This is a genomic window from Bacillus sp. FSL W8-0640, assembly GCF_038007725.1.
In the GTDB taxonomy this organism is placed as follows: Bacteria; Bacillota; Bacilli; order Bacillales; family Bacillaceae_G; genus Bacillus_A; species Bacillus_A cereus.
Window position 1 is genome coordinate 1,353,926 of sequence record NZ_JBBOXT010000001.1, and the last position, 15,424, is coordinate 1,369,349.

The window sequence follows — 15,424 nt, forward strand, 5'->3', positions numbered from 1 at the left end:
CTCTACTGAAGAGCCTTGTAGGTATTTTGTCTACAAGGCTCTTTTTATTTTCGGCTTAGGGGAATGAAATAGGCATACATTAGAAGGGGAAAGGTGTGAAAATTTAGATGACAAAATGGAAACGGGCAAATCCAAATGGAACGAGAGATTATTTATTCGAAGAATGTACGTTAATTGAAGAAGTAGAACAAAAATTAAGGCTTACTTTTTTAGAGAGAGGTTATGAAGAAATAAGAACACCTACAATTGAATTTTATGACGTTTTTGCATTTCAAAATAGACCGATAGATGAAGAGAAGATGTATAAATTTTTTGATGAAAAGGGAAGGATTATCGTTTTACGTCCAGATATGACAATTCCTTTAGCGAGAGTTATTGGAACACAGAGATGGGATACGCCACTTAAAGTGACGTATAGCGGGAATGTATTTCGAGCGAATGAATCCCATTCTGGAAAATATAATGAAATCGTACAAAGTGGTATTGAAGTTATCGGGATTGATAATGTAAGAGCTGAAATTGAATGTGTAATAAGTGTCATTCAAGCACTTCAAAAGTTGAAGGTGCAATCTTTTACAATTGAGATTGGGCAAGTACAGTTATATAAATGTATTGTAAAAAAACTCTCCATCCATGATGAAGAAGAAAGGGTACTTAGAACGTATATAGAAAGTAAAAATTATGCAGCCCTCTCAAATTTTATCGGAGAAAAGAAATTAAATCGATGCGATGAGACAGTAAGGTTACTTGAGAAATTGCCAAGGCTATTTGGAAATTTAGAAGTTATTGAGGAAGCAGAAAAGCTTGCTTCAAGTAATGAAATGAAAATGGCAATTGCAAGAATAAAAGAAATGTATGAAACAATTGAAACGTTAGGATATGGTTCTTACATATCAATTGATTTGGGCATGATTCAACACTTAGATTACTATACGGGTGTTATTTTCAAAGGATATATATATGAAATTGGAGAAGAAATCGTTAGTGGCGGAAGATACGATGAGCTAATTGGCAATTTTGGAGAAATGCTGCCAGCTGTTGGACTCGCGGTACAAGTAAATCAAATTGTGAAGGCGCTGCAAGAGCAGCAAGAACCATATGAACGAAATCAAATTGATATTGTGATTCATTATGAGTTAAATAGATTAGCGGAAGCAGAAAGGCTACGAAATTTACTTCGAAAGGATGGGAAAAATGCTTGGTTATCTCTATTCTCTAATTTAAGCGATACCTTTCAATTCGCAAGAAAAAATAAAATAGGAACGGTCGTTGAGGCAAAGAATGAATACTTAGTGGAATATGTATGGAATGAGAAATGGGTAGTCCAGAAAGAAGGAGAGGCTTCATGCGTAACATTCAAATTGCGTTAACGAAAGGAAGATTAGAAAAACATGTCATTCCACTTTTTGAGCAGATTGGAATTGATTGTTCCGAGCTCAAAAATAAAGGTCGGAAGCTTGTATTTCAAAGTAAAAATACAAATGTTTCATTTATTTTAGTAAAAGCGGTTGATGTTGCTACTTATGTAGAACATGGGGTAGCTGATATTGGCATCGTTGGAAAAGATATTTTAATGGAAAACGAGAAAGATATTTATGAAATGCTGGATTTAGGAGTGGGGATTTGTAAGTTTTGTGTTGCTTCTATTCCTACGTATAATCCGAAGAGTTACCGGAAGAAAAGAATCGCTACGAAATACCCACATATTACTTCTACTTATTTTCATGATAAGGGAGAGGATGTAGAAATTATTAAAATAGAAGGTTCTGTAGAAATCGCTCCTCTTCTTGGATTGGCAGATGCGATTGTAGATATTGTTGAAACAGGAAAAACATTACAAGAGAATGGACTCATTGTATTTGAGGAAATGTACTTTATATCGGCTCGGATGATTGTAAATAAGGCAGCCTTAAAAACTAAAAAAGACGAAATATTCAGCATTATAAATATGATGGAGCAAGAAATCTTATCAGGGAAATAGGAGGATTTAAAATGGAAATCATTTATGAAGACTTTAAGGAGGCATTATCTAAAATAAAAGTGCTAAGAGAAAACGCTAATATAATAGAAGAAACTGTTCAAAGAAGTGTAAGAGAAATCATTAGACATGTAAGGGAAGGGAATGATGAGGCTTTATCTTTCTATACAAAAAAGTTTGATGGTGTAGAGATGAAAGATTTTCGTGTAAGTGAAGAAGAAATACAGCAAGCGAGTATGTTTGTAGAGAATTCATTTTTAGAAGCTTTAAAAGAGGCGAAGAAAAACATTGTTTCGTATCACGAAAAGCAAAAGAAGTATTCAATATTCGATTGTGAAAGTAAAGGCATAATTAGAGGGCAGCTTATTCGGCCATTAGAAAATGTAGGTGTATATGTACCGGGTGGGACAGCCTCATATCCTTCTTCAGTATTAATGAATGTATTGCCGGCGAAACTTGCAGGTGTGAAAAAGATTGTAATGGTAACACCGCCGAGGAAAGGGGGAATTGATCCTCATATATTAGCTGCGGCAAATCTTGCGGGAGTAGATGAAATTTATACGATAGGTGGCGCACAAGCAATTGCTGCTTTAGCATACGGGACGGAATCGATTCCGAAAGTGGATAAAATAGTTGGACCGGGAAATTTGTACGTCGCTCTAGCGAAACGAGAAGTATACGGGATAGTAAATATCGATATGATTGCTGGTCCATCAGAAATTGTAGTTGTCGCGGATGAAACAGGTAATGCAAAATATATCGCAGCGGATTTATTATCGCAAGCAGAGCATGATGAGAGAGCAACGGCGATTTGTATTACAACGAATATGGAACTAGCTAAAGAAGTAGAAAAAGAGGTAGAAAGACAGTTAGAAACGTTACCAAGAAGTGAAATTGCACGTGAATCAATAAATAGAAATGGAGCCATCTTTATCGTTGCTTCTTTAGAGGAGGCACTAAAGTTATCAAATAAAATTGCTCCAGAACATTTAGAGTTACATATAAAAGAACCGATGAATGCTCTAGATTATGTGAAACATGCAGGCTCTATTTTCCTTGGGCCATATGCACCTGAACCGCTCGGGGATTATTTGGCGGGACCGAATCATGTATTACCAACGAGCGGAACGGCAAGATTTTTTTCTCCGTTATCAGTCGATGATTTTGTGAAAAAATCAAGTTTTATTTCTTATACAGAGGAAGCATTAAAAAATGTACAGCATCATATTGTAGAGCTTGCAAATAAAGAAGGGTTACATGCACATGCGAGAGCAATCCAAATAAGGTTTGAGGAGGAAAAATAATGCGTCAGTCCAGTCAAGCACGTGAGACGACAGAAACAAAAATTAAATTAAGTTTGCAGCTTGATGAAAGTACGAGTGTATCTATTCAAACGGGGGTTGGTTTTTTCGATCATATGCTGACTTTATTTGCTAGACATGGAAGATTTGGATTGCAAGTTGAGGCAGAAGGTGATGTATTTGTCGATGCACATCACACCGTTGAAGATGTTGGAATTGTACTCGGAAATTGCTTGAAAGAAGCATTGCAAAATAAAGAAGGAATTAATCGTTACGGTTCCGCGTATGTACCGATGGATGAATCTTTAGGATTTGTTGCAATTGATATAAGTGGACGCTCATATTGTGTATTTCAAGGGGAATTAACAAATCCGAAGCTCGGGGATTTTGATACAGAATTGACGGAAGAATTTTTTAGAGCAGTTGCACATGCTGCCAATATTACATTACATGCGCGCGTTCTATACGGAAGTAATACACATCACAAAATTGAAGCATTATTTAAAGCTTTTGGTAGAGCGCTTAGAGAAGCGGTCGAAAAAAATGCCAACATTACTGGTGTAAATTCAACGAAAGGGATGTTGTAATTGATTGCCATTATAGATTATGGAATGGGGAATATTCGCAGTGTAGAGCAAGCATTAAAATATATTGAGGCAGAGTACATTGTAACGAGTGATAAAGAAGAGATATTGAGAAGCGATGGCGTGATTCTACCGGGAGTAGGTGCATTTCCGAAAGCGATGGAAGTATTAAAAGAAAGAGATTTAGTGTGTGTACTAAAAGAAGTTTGTGACATAGGAAAACCACTCCTCGGTATATGTTTGGGCATGCAACTTTTATTTGAACGAAGTGAGGAACTAAAAGATTGTAGCGGGTTAGGTTTACTACCAGGTGAAATTCGGAAGTTAAAAGTTTCGTATAAAATTCCTCATATGGGATGGAATGAATTAAGGAAGGAAAGAGAATTTCCGCTTTGGAATGGATTAGTGGATGGTTCTTTCGTGTATTATGTTCACTCATATTACGCGGATTGTCCAGATGAAATTGTATGCGGAGTAAGTGATTATGGAATGCAAATACCAGGGTTTGTCGCGAAAGGAAATGTATTTGGTGCACAGTTTCATCCAGAAAAAAGTGGCGAAATTGGCATGCAAATATTAAAAAATTTTCAAGGAGTGGTAGAAGCATGGAAATCTTCCCAGCTATCGATTTAAAAGAAGGGCGATGCGTTAGACTTTATCAAGGAGAGTTTAGTAAAGAAACGGTGATGAATGAAGATCCGGTAGCGCAGGCGATCATATTTGAAAAGCTTGGAGCGGAAATACTACACATTGTTGATTTAGACGGTGCAATTGCTGGCGAGTCGTTAAATTTGCCCGTCATTGAAAAAATCTGCAAGGCGGTACGTATTCCTGTGCAAGTGGGAGGAGGAATTCGTTCACTTGTAACGGTGGAGAAGTTATTGTCAGCAGGTGTAGAAAAAGTGATTTTAGGAACAGCAGCTCTTTATGATAATTCATTTTTAGAGGAAGCAGTTCGTCTATATAAAGAGAAAATCATTGTTGGAATTGATGCGAAAAATGGTTTCGTAGCAACGAGAGGTTGGCTTGATCTGTCTGAAATTTCTTACGTTAGTTTAGCGAAACAAATGGAAAGTTTAGGTGTTCAAACGATTGTGTTTACAGACATTTCGAAAGACGGGACGCTTACAGGTCCAAATTTTGAACAATTAGCGATACTTCAAAAAAGTGTGGGCATTCGTCTCATCGCCTCTGGAGGAGTGGCATCTATTCAAGATGTGAAAAAGTTAAATGATATGAATATATATGGTGTCATAATTGGAAAGGCGCTTTACGAGAAAACGATTGATTTAGAAGAAGTGTTACAGGTAACGAAGTTATGTTAGCGAAACGAATCATTCCATGTCTAGATGTGAAAGAAGGGCGAGTCGTAAAGGGTGTAAATTTTATAGGATTACAAGATGTCGGTAATCCGGTTGAAATAGCTGAAGCATATAACGAGGCAGGGGCAGATGAAATCGTATTTTTAGATATTACAGCGACTCATGAAGGAAGAAAAACGATTATAGATGTTGTAGAAAAAACAGCAGCTAAAGTATTTATTCCTCTTACGGTTGGCGGGGGGATTTCAAGTGTGAAAGATATGTACAATTTACTAAGAGCTGGAGCAGACAAAGTTTCAATAAACTCAGCGGCAGTGCGAAACCCGAAGCTTATAGAAGAAGGGGCAGAACACTTTGGATCACAATGTATTGTCGTGGCAATTGATGCTAGAAAAGTAGCAGAAGGTAAATGGAACGTATACGTCAACGGCGGAAGAGTTGACACAGGAATGGACGCCATAGAATGGGCGAAGCGTGTTGTTAAACTTGGGGCAGGTGAAATTTTGTTAACGAGTATGGATGCAGATGGAACGAAAAGCGGATATGACCTTCGTTTAACAGAAGAAATTTCAAAAAGTGTTTCCATTCCAGTCATCGCATCAGGGGGCTGTGGTCATACGGATCACATTATAGAAGTTTTTCAAAAGACAACAGTTGATGCAGCGTTAGCGGCATCCATCTTTCATTATGGTGAGGCGACAGTGCAGAGTGTAAAGCGAAAATTAAGAGATGCAAATGTTGAGGTGCGGTTATGAAACCTAATTTTTCAAAAGGATTAATACCAGCAATTGTCATCGAAGAAGGTACGAAAGAAGTTTTAATGCTAGCTTATATGAATGAAGAAGCATATGAAAAAACGTTAGAGACGAAAAGAACATGGTTTTATTCTCGTTCGAGGCAGTCGTTATGGAATAAGGGGGAAACATCAGGGAATCTTCAATATGTGCAATCTTTATATTTAGATTGTGATCAAGATTCAATTGTTGTGAATGTGAAACAAGTAGGACCTGCTTGTCATACGGGAGAGAAGACATGTTTTCACTATCAAATTATATAGGGGGATACATATGGAAAATGCCTTTAAGTTGCTGTATAAAATAATTGAAGAACGAAAGGAAAGCCCACTTCCTGAATCGTATACAAATTATTTATTTTCAAAAGGAGAAGATAAAATTTTAAAGAAAATTGGTGAAGAGTGTGCTGAAGTAATTATCGCATGTAAAAATAATGATAAAGAAGAAGTAGTGAAAGAAATGGTTGATGTATTTTATCACTGTTTCGTTTTATTAGCTGAAAAAAATATTACATTGGAAGATGTCATGCGAGAGGTGAAAGAACGAAATGGAAAGCTTTCGAGAGTTGGGGATAGAAGGGAAATAGATACATTATAAGGGGGAATGTATATGAAAGTAGATTATCATCTTCACTTAGAAGAAGGACCGTATTCAATAGGATGGCTTGCTAAAATAAATGAAGCGCTGGAACGTTATGAACCGCTTCAAGAAAGGCATTCTATTGATTGGCTTATGAAAACACAAGAGCGTTTGCAAAAGCGTGTGAAGGAAGGGCCATTTACAACAGAATGGATGGACCTCTATTTAGAAGAAGCTGTGCGAAAAGGTATAACAGAAGTTGGGATTGTTGATCATTTATATCGTTTTCATGAAGCGAAAGGATATTATGAAAAATATGTAGATATTAGTGATTCTAAGCTCGGTCGTATACAGAAGGAATGGTTAGATCAAGTAAGGGTAGTTTCACTGTATGATTTTACAAAGGTCATTGAAGAGGCGAAAGAACGATGGAGTAAAAGAGGTGTCACACTTAAACTTGGAATTGAAGCGGATTATTTTATTGGTTGTGAAGGAGAGTTAAAAGAATTATTAGCGCTAGGAGACTTTGATTATATAATTGGTTCCGTTCATTTTCTAAATGGCTGGGGATTTGATAATCCAGATACGAAAGAATATTTTGAGAAGCATGACCTACGCGCATTATATGATATGTTTTTTAAAACAGTTGAGAGTGCGATTCGTACCGAGTTATTTGATATTATCGCTCATCTTGATAATATAAAGGTATTTAATTATCGATTGGATGAGAATGAACAGCTTTCTTATTATGAGGAAATTGCCTGTGCGTTAGTAGAAACGAATACGGCAACAGAAATAAATGCAGGATTATACTATCGTTATCCTGTTCGTGAAATGTGCCCAAGTCCACTATATTTACAAGTATTAGCTAAGTATGGTGTTCCAATTACGATTTCTTCGGATGCCCATTATCCAAATGATTTAGGGAATTATGTACAAGAAAATGTACAAACATTACTAGCTCACGGTGTTACTCAGGTTGCAACATTTACGAAGCGAGCAAGAGTAATGAGGTCGCTTGAAGAAGAAGTAACAAATTCAAAATGAAACGCAATTTTTTAATGAAAACCGTCCTTTTTGTTCAAAATAAGAAAGAATGAAAAGGAGGGTAAGAAATGGCGAAACAACAAAATAAACAAAATGTACAAGGTGCACAGCAACAAGCCTATACTTCTGAAACGAATGCTGAATCTCAATCGGTTATTGAGGAGCAAATTAGCGATACGGTTGCAGAAGGAACGATTGATGTGAAGCTTGGAAAAGAATCGCAGGAAAAAGCGTAAGAAAAGGGGAGAGTTGCATCTCCTCTTTTTTCATGGAAAAGTGTCGATTTTTAAAACTATAATCAAATTCCTTGGTTTTTATATGTGGATTTCTTACAATGAAATATAAGAGATATCTTATTTTCTATAGAAGAGGTGTTAGTAGTGGCAAAAATATTAGTAGCGGGAAAAATTCCGGAAATTGGATTAGAACTATTAAAAGATCATGATGTAGAAATGTACGATAAAGAGGAATTAATTTCTATAGATGAATTAACAGAGCGTGTAAAAGATAAAGATGCATTGTTAAGTTTACTTTCGACAAAGGTGCCAAAAGAAGTTATTGATGCAGCGCCTCATTTAAAGATTGTTGCAAACTATGGTGCTGGTTACGACAATATTGATTACAAGTATGCGGGCGAAAAAGGAATTGCAGTTACGAATACACCGAAAGTATCAACGGAAGCGACTGCAGAATTAACATTTGCACTTCTTTTAGCAGCGGCGCGTAGAATTCCTGAAGGGGATACGTTATGTCGTACGACTGGATTTAACGGATGGGCACCGTTATTTTTCTTAGGACGAGAAGTTCATGGTAAGACAATCGGAATTATAGGTCTTGGAGAAATCGGGAAGGCTGTTGCAAAACGTGCGAAAGCATTTGGAATGGATGTTTTATATACAGGGCCAAATCGTAAGCTTGAAGCTGAAAGTGAGCTGGGGGCAACGTATGTGATGTTGGAAGAATTATTACAAACAGCAGACTTTATTACAATTAACTGTGCTTATAATCCAAAATTACATCATATGATTGATGAAGAGCAGTTTAAAATGATGAAGAAAACAGCGTATATTGTAAATGCTTCACGTGGACCAATTATGAATGAAGCAGCACTTGCTCATGCATTAAAAACGAATGAAATTGAAGGAGCAGCTCTTGACGTGTTTGAATTTGAACCGAAAATTACAGAAGAGTTAAAAGAATTAAAGAATGTAGTACTTGCTCCACACGTAGGGAATGCAACATTTGAAACTCGTGATGCGATGGCTGAAATGGCTGTCAGAAATATTTTAGCTGTATTAAACGGCGAAGAGCCAGTAACACCTGTAAATCAAATGGTATTAGTTACAAAATAAAAAGAAACCTTCCGGACTCGGAAGGTTTTCTTATTTTTCTTTATTCGCTTTTTTAGACGGTCTTTGTCTAATGAATTGAGATAACATGTACAAAATATATAGTGGAATGGCAATAAATAAGAAAACAGAAAAATTTCCAAATCCTGTTTGATACATTGTAATAATGATTCCAACTAAAAATAGTGTAATAATGATGCTATATCGTGGAATTGGTACATCTTTTAAACTTGGGATACGAATGCGGCTCACCATTAAAAATGCGAACGTTACAAATACGGTAATAAGAACGATTTTTGGAATGGTATGTGAAAATAATGTTAAGAAAGCAACAAGCCCTCCCGCTGCTGTAATCGGTACTCCAGTGAAATATTTCATTGAAGTAGAAGATGGTGTTACATTAAATCGTGCTAAACGATATGCTCCGAAAAGAGGGAATAATCCCGCTATGTATAATCCGATGATTCCGTAGTTTGAGAAAGATGTGTAATACATTAAAACAGCTGGTGCTGCACCAAATGTTACGACATCTGCAAGCGAGTCGAGTTCTTTTCCCATTTGTGAATCAACACGTAATAAACGAGCAACACGACCATCAAGACTATCTAACATCATCCCGATAAGTACTAAAATAGCAGCTGATTTATAATATCCTAAAGATGCATAGCCGATTGATAAAAATCCGCTATATAAATTTCCGAGCGTAAATAAGTTTGGAATAGCTGCTCTATACAAAATCTGATCCCTTGCTTTCTGTAATAAATTCTTAATTAGTGTATGAAAGTTTACTTATTTTATCATACCATAAATTTATTCCTCATACGAAAGAAATTACCAATTTGTGAAAGATTTCATAGAAGGATGGTTTGAAAATTAAGTGAAAATAAAAAGAGGAAGCAACTTGTATAAAGTTGCTTCCTTTACTATTCAAATTTCGTTGTCATCGTTCCAGTTTTATATCGATTATTAGGATCGAAGCGTAATAAATCTCCATAAATTAATTTATCGGAGAGTTTTAATTCTGTTTTTGCTTTTTCAATATACGGCTGACATAGCGTCATGTCAGCTTCTTCACCCGTACTTCTTTTGTAGCACATATTTTTTGTATAAACATACTCTTCAGAAACAAAGCTACCATCACGCATTACCATAAGCGGGTCTTTCTCTTTAATAAATAAGTCAGTTCCAAATTCAACGGATTTATTTGTTTTAATACCAAGTAAATGAAGGAGCGTTGGCTTAATATCAATTTGACCGGATACTTTAGAAACAACTTTTCCTTCTTGGCCAGGCACATGAATAATAAGAGGGACTCGTTGTAATTGCATAGAATCGAATGGTGTAATAGTATCTTTTCCTAGGAACTGTGCCATAGCTGCGTTATGGTTTTCGGAAATACCGTAATGATCACCATAGATGACAATAACGGAATTATCATACAATCCTTCTTCTTTTAATTGTTTAATAAATAATTTAAGAGCTTCATCTGTGTAACGAACAGTTGGGAAGTAGCGGTTTACAACACCACTTTCCGAGTTGAATTCATCAACATATTGATCTTCCGGATTTAGAAGAAATGGAAAATGATTTGTTAATGTAATAAATTTTGTATAGAACGGTTGCGGTAAAGATTTTAACTTTGGAATAGATTGTTCAAAGAACTCTTTATCTTTTAATCCCCAACCGACAGACATTTGCTCCGTTCCTGCGTAATCATTTAAATTAAAGTAACGATCATATCCAAGCGCAGGATACATTACATCCCGATTCCAAAACGTTTTATCATTTGAATGGAAGACGGCAGAAGAATATCCGTATTTCTTTAATTGTTCTGGTGTCGCTGTGTATTCATTTGTTGCATGAGTAAAGAATACAGAACCACGATCTAGCGGATAAAGTGAGTTTTCAACGATAAATTCAGCATCAGAAGTTTTACCTTGTCCAGTTTGATGATAGAAGTTATCGAAATAGAAACTATCCTTAATAAATTCATTTAAAAATGGTGTAATTTCTTTTCCATTTATTTTTTTATTAATAACAAAGCTTTGTGTAGATTCCATTGAAATTAAAATTACATTTTTACCTTTTGCAGCTCCAAATAAGTTTTTATCAACTTGTTTGTCTTTTGAGTCTGTATAGTTTTTAATTTCAGAAAACCCATCCCCACTTGCAAATACACGCTCAGCTGAGGACTTGGATTGAAGCGTAATATCAAATAGATGATATGTGTATAAACCTAAATTCTTCACGACAGTTTGACGGTCAAATGAGCGTGAGAACATTTGTGGTTTATAAATAACTGATACAACAATTTGTAGTGCTAATAAAGCTGTTACACCGCTAAAGAAAGTTCGCTTCTCTGAGCGGGAAAGTGGTGTTTTGTCGCCAAATGACGGGAATTTACGCGAAATAAACATTAAAATAATTGCATCTGCAAATAAAAGTAATGTTTTGTACGTAAAGAGTTCTTTTATACTTGTCCCTAAATCAGCCATATTGTTTGTTTGGAATAAAACTGGGAAAGTAACGAAATCGTTATAGAACCCATAAAACATTGCGTTTCCAAATAAAATAAATGACAGTATAAAACTGATTCCAATTATAATTCGGTTTCGGTGCTTAGATGCAAGTAAAGCTAAGCCGAAAAATAAAAGTAACGCAGCTAGTGGATTGATAAAAAGCATGAATTCTTCAAAGAAATTATCAATTTTAATATCAAATGCTAGCTTGTACACAATATATGTTTTAATCCATAGTAAAACGACTGCAACGAGTGCAAATCGCAGTTTTGGAAACAGATGTTGTAGCATAATATACTCCTCTCCTAAAAAGCATGACAGTTCTTGAGAGTCAGTTTGCTTAACGACTCATTTTATATATACGAACAGTCCTTTGTTATTATGATTATTATACTATGAGTATCATTATACGAAAATAAAAGAAGGTTGTGGGCTTTTTTATAATAATCGAGTAGAAAAAGAGTGGTGGGAGACAATAAAACAGAATTTCTATGTATGATAATTATTGTACGCAGAAAGAATCGCGTGATAATACGGAGGTTATAATGCGAAAATTATTATATTTTATAGCATGCAGTAGTGTTATACTTTTTACTTCACCGAGTGTGTCGGTAGCCCAATATGATGCACCTCTTATGGAAGATGCACTTTATTCTGTTTTATTTCCAAAAATAAATAAAGCAATTGAAAAACAATATGGAAGTTTGAAACCTTATCAATGTCCTAAAATTATTAGTTTAAAAAAAGTGTATAGCGGTACATATTTATTTCAAGCAAGTATTGAAGTGACAAAGTATGAACGTGTTGCTGGGAAAATTGCTCCACCATTTGAGAAGGTAACGATTACATTTAATAACGAAGAAGGCGAATGGGAAGTAACAAAGGTATTAGTAAAGCGCTTACCAGACGATACGAAATTAAACTGCAAAAAAACAATATAAAAAATTGTTTGACAAATAAAATGGTCCTTTGGTATTGTTAATAGCAACAATTAGATGTTTGAAAATTAAATAGACTTACCTCATCTACTCTCAAAGGTAGAGGCCGCGATAGGAAAGAGTAAGCTATGGGAGATTTAATGGAATCTGTGATCATAGGTTGAAAGGGACTATTGCCGAAATATAAGAATAACCATCTTATTCATATATTGGGACTGCATTGAATAAATGTAGTACTGTCATAAGATTTATTTTATGGAGAGCTATTTGGAGATGTTGATGCGGTTTCTTATTTTGAGGAGATAACAACTCGTTTATTTTTTCAATATATATTTTTCCTAATAAGAAACGCGTGTGAACATTGTTCCGCGCGTTTTTTGTCTATCTAAAAGCGTGCTGCAATGAATAGAAGATTGGGGTTATGAGTTTTAGAGGAAATAAGGGAGGAATTTAAATGTATTTACACGGCACAAGCCGAATTAATGGGCAAGGACACTTAGAAATTGGAGGGTGCGATACGACGCAGCTAGCAAAGCAATACGGAACACCACTTTATGTATACGATGAAGAGTCTATTCGAGGAAAATGCCGAGCATTTCATCGGGCTTTTAAAGAAAGTGGTTTCTCTTATCAAGTAGCATATGCAAGCAAGGCGTTCTTGTGCATGGAGATGTGCCGAGTAGCTCGTGAAGAGAATATGTCATTAGACGTTGTCTCTGGGGGAGAATTATATACTGCGCTCCAAGCAGGATTTCCGGCATCACGTATTCATTTTCATGGAAATAATAAAACAGAAGAAGAAATAGTGATGGCTCTTCAGGCGAATATCGGTTGTTTTGTCGTAGATAATTTCTTTGAATTAGAAGTTTTACACGATTTAGCGATGCAACATGGAAAGTTTGTGAACATATTAATTCGTGTAACGCCTGGAGTAGAGGCGCACACACATGAATATATTACGACAGGCCAAGATGATTCGAAATTTGGATTTGGCGTTTCAAACGGTCAAGCGATGCAGGCAATTAGATTTGCTTTACAAAAATCCAATTATAATGTGCTAGGGATCCATTCACATATTGGATCGCAAATATTTGAAACAGCTGGTTTTGTTCGAGCGATTGAAGTTCTTCGCCAATTTTTAGTAGAAGTGAGAGAGCAAACAAACTATGTAGTAAAAGTGTTAAATGTAGGCGGGGGATTTGGAATACGCTACACAGAGTCAGATACACCATTAACTCTTGAGACATATGTGCGAGCTGTAACAAGTGCAGTGAGAGAACAATTTACTGTATGTGAATATCCATTGCCAGAAATATGGATTGAACCAGGACGTAGCATTGTAGGTGATGCTGGGACAACAATTTATACAGTTGGATCTGTGAAAGATATTCCTGGTATTCGGAAATATGTATCAGTCGATGGTGGAATGACAGATAATTTAAGACCTGCTTTATATAGCGCGCGTTATGAAGCGATGTTAGCGAATCGAGGGAATGATGAGAATGAGGAACTCGTTTCGATTGCCGGGAAATGCTGTGAGAGTGGAGACATGTTGATTTGGGATATTCATTTACCAAAAGTCGCTTCTTCTGATTTACTAGCAGTTTCCTGTACAGGAGCATACGGGTACTCGATGGCGAATAATTACAATCGGATTCGAAGACCAGCCGTTGTCTTTGCAAAAGGCGGAACATCGCAAGTAGTTGTGGAACGCGAAACATATGAAAATATTATTGGGAACGATCGCATACGTATTAAAGAGCTTGTCTAAATAGAAAAAGGGGTTGTTCGGATGGGCAATTCCTTTTTTGTAAAAATAAAATAATTAAAATATATCGGAAAACTAGGATTGAAAAAAATCAGAATTATGATAAAATACAAATACAAAGCTTATCAAGAGAAGCGGAGGGAACTGGCCCGAAGAAGCTCGGCAACCTGCTTATAGAAAGCAAGGTGCTAAATCCAGCAAAATGGAATCCATTTTGAAAGATAAGGTAAAATATATTACCGAACAGTCTTTTCGAAATGGGAAAGATTTTTTTTATGAATAAAAAGGGGGGCTGTTCGCGTGGGTGTACGGGAACATTTTGATGAAGTATCCGAGAAGATTGAAGCGATGCTTGCTGATATGAAATATGGTTCAATTACAATTGTTGTGCAAGATGGAAAAGTAATTCAGTTAGAGAAAAGTGAAAAAGTACGTTTAAAGTGAAAAGCGCTGACTAGAAAAACTAGAGGCGGTTTTAACCTATTTTCATTAGGTTAAAACCGTCTTTTTGCTTTTACAGGGGGAAAAAACATGTTGACGTATGAAACGTGGGAAGAAAATGTTGTTTCGTTTTCGGAAGAAGATGAAACAAAAGGCGCGCTATCAGTATTAAAGTGGGCTTATAAAGAATATAAAGATGAAATCGTCTACGCATGTAGCTTTGGGGTGGAAGGTATGGTATTGCTGCACCTTATAAACCAAGTAAATCCATCTGCTAAAGTCGTATTTTTAGATACAAATGTTCATTTTCAAGAAACATATGAATTAATTCAAAAAGTGCGGAGGCGATTTCCTTCATTAAATATTATAGAAAAACAACCGGAACTTACGCTTGATGAACAAGAGAAGTTGCATGGTGAGAAATTATGGGAAAGTAATCCGAATCTTTGTTGTAAGATTAGAAAAATTTTACCGTTAGAAAAATCATTAGCAGCGGAAAAAGCGTGGATATCGGGCTTAAGAAGGGAACAATCAGAAACACGTAAGCATACAAAGTTTATAAATCAAGATCATCGTTTTCAATCTATTAAAGTTTGTCCACTCATTCATTGGACGTGGAAAGAAGTTTGGCGATATGTATACAAACATAGCTTGCCGTATAACCCGTTGCATGATGTTGGCTATCCAAGTATTGGGTGTGAGAAATGTACGTTACCTGTAGGGGATGGTGGCGATTCAAGAGATGGTAGATGGGCTGGGAAAGTGAAAACCGAATGTGGTCTTCATTACCAATAAGATGAATCT

General features: G+C 36.0%; 18 protein-coding genes and 2 riboswitches. Of the genes, 16 read left to right on the forward strand and 2 right to left on the reverse strand.

The annotated features are described in order from the left end of the window. Nucleotides 1-107: 107 nt before the first annotated feature. The 12 genes from N2V80_RS07085 to N2V80_RS07140 all read left to right on the forward strand — a co-directional run bounded on the left by N2V80_RS07085 (nucleotide 108) and on the right by N2V80_RS07140 (nucleotide 8,957). On the forward strand, nucleotides 108-1,370 hold the full coding sequence (locus N2V80_RS07085) for an ATP phosphoribosyltransferase regulatory subunit (protein ID WP_000170293.1): 1,263 nt from the start codon (nucleotides 108-110) through the stop codon (nucleotides 1,368-1,370). Next, nucleotides 1,346-1,981, forward strand: coding sequence for an ATP phosphoribosyltransferase (gene hisG / locus N2V80_RS07090; RefSeq protein ID WP_001244493.1), 636 nt, complete (start codon nucleotides 1,346-1,348; stop codon nucleotides 1,979-1,981). The genes N2V80_RS07085 and hisG overlap by 25 nt, the downstream gene beginning before the upstream one ends. Before the next feature lie 11 nt (nucleotides 1,982-1,992). Further along, nucleotides 1,993-3,282 carry a histidinol dehydrogenase gene (gene hisD / locus N2V80_RS07095; protein ID WP_000402913.1) on the forward strand — a complete coding sequence of 430 codons (1,290 nt, stop codon included), beginning with the start codon at nucleotides 1,993-1,995 and terminating at the stop codon, nucleotides 3,280-3,282. Further along, entirely contained in the window at nucleotides 3,282-3,866 is a 585-nt protein-coding gene (gene hisB, locus N2V80_RS07100; RefSeq protein ID WP_001249951.1) for an imidazoleglycerol-phosphate dehydratase HisB, read from the forward strand. Before hisD ends, hisB begins: the two co-directional genes overlap by 1 nt. Further along, the gene (gene hisH, locus N2V80_RS07105) at nucleotides 3,867-4,496 is read left to right on the forward strand and encodes an imidazole glycerol phosphate synthase subunit HisH (RefSeq protein ID WP_000560336.1); all 630 of its coding nucleotides are present in this window, start codon (nucleotides 3,867-3,869) and stop codon (nucleotides 4,494-4,496) included. Beyond that, nucleotides 4,469-5,188 (forward strand): 1-(5-phosphoribosyl)-5-[(5-phosphoribosylamino)methylideneamino]imidazole-4-carboxamide isomerase, encoded by a 720-nt coding sequence (gene hisA / locus N2V80_RS07110; RefSeq protein ID WP_000402299.1) that lies wholly within the window; start codon nucleotides 4,469-4,471, stop codon nucleotides 5,186-5,188. The genes hisH and hisA overlap by 28 nt, the downstream gene beginning before the upstream one ends. Further along, nucleotides 5,182-5,940, forward strand: coding sequence for an imidazoleglycerol phosphate synthase cyclase subunit (gene hisF / locus N2V80_RS07115; RefSeq protein ID WP_000880117.1), 759 nt, complete (start codon nucleotides 5,182-5,184; stop codon nucleotides 5,938-5,940). The genes hisA and hisF overlap by 7 nt, the downstream gene beginning before the upstream one ends. Then, on the forward strand, nucleotides 5,937-6,242 hold the full coding sequence (gene hisI, locus N2V80_RS07120; RefSeq protein WP_000803961.1) for a phosphoribosyl-AMP cyclohydrolase: 306 nt from the start codon (nucleotides 5,937-5,939) through the stop codon (nucleotides 6,240-6,242). Before hisF ends, hisI begins: the two co-directional genes overlap by 4 nt. Nucleotides 6,243-6,252: 10 nt before the next feature. Continuing rightward, nucleotides 6,253-6,576 (forward strand): phosphoribosyl-ATP diphosphatase, encoded by a 324-nt coding sequence (gene hisE, locus N2V80_RS07125; RefSeq protein WP_000426351.1) that lies wholly within the window; start codon nucleotides 6,253-6,255, stop codon nucleotides 6,574-6,576. 12 nt (nucleotides 6,577-6,588) lie between these two features. After that, complete coding sequence (locus N2V80_RS07130; protein ID WP_000861846.1) at nucleotides 6,589-7,605, forward strand: histidinol phosphate phosphatase domain-containing protein; 1,017 nt, start codon at nucleotides 6,589-6,591, stop codon at nucleotides 7,603-7,605. 68 nt (nucleotides 7,606-7,673) lie between these two features. Further along, nucleotides 7,674-7,841 (forward strand): YozQ family protein, encoded by a 168-nt coding sequence (locus N2V80_RS07135; protein WP_001118880.1) that lies wholly within the window; start codon nucleotides 7,674-7,676, stop codon nucleotides 7,839-7,841. A gap of 144 nt (nucleotides 7,842-7,985) precedes the next feature. Continuing rightward, complete coding sequence (locus tag N2V80_RS07140; RefSeq protein WP_061655653.1) at nucleotides 7,986-8,957, forward strand: NAD(P)-dependent oxidoreductase; 972 nt, start codon at nucleotides 7,986-7,988, stop codon at nucleotides 8,955-8,957. Between the two features lie 30 nt (nucleotides 8,958-8,987). Here the strand turns inward: N2V80_RS07140 and pssA are convergent, their stop codons facing one another. Beyond that, nucleotides 8,988-9,689: a CDP-diacylglycerol--serine O-phosphatidyltransferase gene (pssA, locus tag N2V80_RS07145; protein ID WP_000285417.1), complete on the reverse strand. Its 702-nt coding sequence runs from the start codon at nucleotides 9,687-9,689 to the stop codon at nucleotides 8,988-8,990. 188 nt (nucleotides 9,690-9,877) lie between these two features. Beyond that, nucleotides 9,878-11,764, reverse strand: coding sequence for an LTA synthase family protein (locus N2V80_RS07150; protein ID WP_000939082.1), 1,887 nt, complete (start codon nucleotides 11,762-11,764; stop codon nucleotides 9,878-9,880). A gap of 254 nt (nucleotides 11,765-12,018) precedes the next feature. Here N2V80_RS07150 and N2V80_RS07155 point away from each other — a divergent pair, with 254 nt between their 5' ends. From N2V80_RS07155 to N2V80_RS07170, 4 genes are all read left to right on the forward strand, one after another. Next, a complete protein-coding gene (locus tag N2V80_RS07155; RefSeq protein ID WP_001228824.1) occupies nucleotides 12,019-12,414 on the forward strand; it encodes a DUF3888 domain-containing protein in 396 nt (131 codons plus the stop codon). Nucleotides 12,415-12,503: 89 nt separating this feature from the next. Continuing rightward, nucleotides 12,504-12,685, forward strand: a riboswitch (Lysine riboswitch). Between the two features lie 180 nt (nucleotides 12,686-12,865). Then, complete coding sequence (gene lysA / locus N2V80_RS07160; protein ID WP_000280649.1) at nucleotides 12,866-14,182, forward strand: diaminopimelate decarboxylase; 1,317 nt, start codon at nucleotides 12,866-12,868, stop codon at nucleotides 14,180-14,182. 116 nt (nucleotides 14,183-14,298) lie between these two features. Beyond that, a riboswitch (SAM riboswitch) is annotated at nucleotides 14,299-14,407 on the forward strand. 72 nt (nucleotides 14,408-14,479) lie between these two features. After that, nucleotides 14,480-14,623, forward strand: a complete 144-nt coding sequence (locus N2V80_RS07165; RefSeq protein ID WP_000538896.1) for a YezD family protein — start codon at nucleotides 14,480-14,482, stop codon at nucleotides 14,621-14,623. An 87-nt stretch (nucleotides 14,624-14,710) separates the two neighbouring features. Next, entirely contained in the window at nucleotides 14,711-15,415 is a 705-nt protein-coding gene (locus N2V80_RS07170) for a phosphoadenylyl-sulfate reductase (RefSeq protein ID WP_000959013.1), read from the forward strand. Nucleotides 15,416-15,424 lie beyond the last annotated feature (9 nt).

Bases quoted from the DNA above. Each gene is read 5' to 3' on its own strand.
- N2V80_RS07085 (WP_000170293.1), top strand. From the start codon at position 108: ATGACAAAATGGAAACGGGCAAATCCAAATGGAACGAGAGATTATTTA.
- hisG (WP_001244493.1), top strand. From the start codon at position 1,346: ATGCGTAACATTCAAATTGCGTTAACGAAAGGAAGATTAGAAAAACAT.
- hisD (WP_000402913.1), top strand. From the start codon at position 1,993: ATGGAAATCATTTATGAAGACTTTAAGGAGGCATTATCTAAAATAAAA.
- hisB (WP_001249951.1), top strand. From the start codon at position 3,282: ATGCGTCAGTCCAGTCAAGCACGTGAGACGACAGAAACAAAAATTAAA.
- hisA (WP_000402299.1), top strand. From the start codon at position 4,469: ATGGAAATCTTCCCAGCTATCGATTTAAAAGAAGGGCGATGCGTTAGA.
- hisF (WP_000880117.1), top strand. From the start codon at position 5,182: ATGTTAGCGAAACGAATCATTCCATGTCTAGATGTGAAAGAAGGGCGA.
- hisI (WP_000803961.1), top strand. From the start codon at position 5,937: ATGAAACCTAATTTTTCAAAAGGATTAATACCAGCAATTGTCATCGAA.
- hisE (WP_000426351.1), top strand. From the start codon at position 6,253: ATGGAAAATGCCTTTAAGTTGCTGTATAAAATAATTGAAGAACGAAAG.
- N2V80_RS07130 (WP_000861846.1), top strand. From the start codon at position 6,589: ATGAAAGTAGATTATCATCTTCACTTAGAAGAAGGACCGTATTCAATA.
- N2V80_RS07135 (WP_001118880.1), top strand. From the start codon at position 7,674: ATGGCGAAACAACAAAATAAACAAAATGTACAAGGTGCACAGCAACAA.
- N2V80_RS07150 (WP_000939082.1), bottom strand. From the start codon at position 11,764: ATGCTACAACATCTGTTTCCAAAACTGCGATTTGCACTCGTTGCAGTC.
- N2V80_RS07155 (WP_001228824.1), top strand. From the start codon at position 12,019: ATGCGAAAATTATTATATTTTATAGCATGCAGTAGTGTTATACTTTTT.
- lysA (WP_000280649.1), top strand. From the start codon at position 12,866: ATGTATTTACACGGCACAAGCCGAATTAATGGGCAAGGACACTTAGAA.
- N2V80_RS07170 (WP_000959013.1), top strand. From the start codon at position 14,711: ATGTTGACGTATGAAACGTGGGAAGAAAATGTTGTTTCGTTTTCGGAA.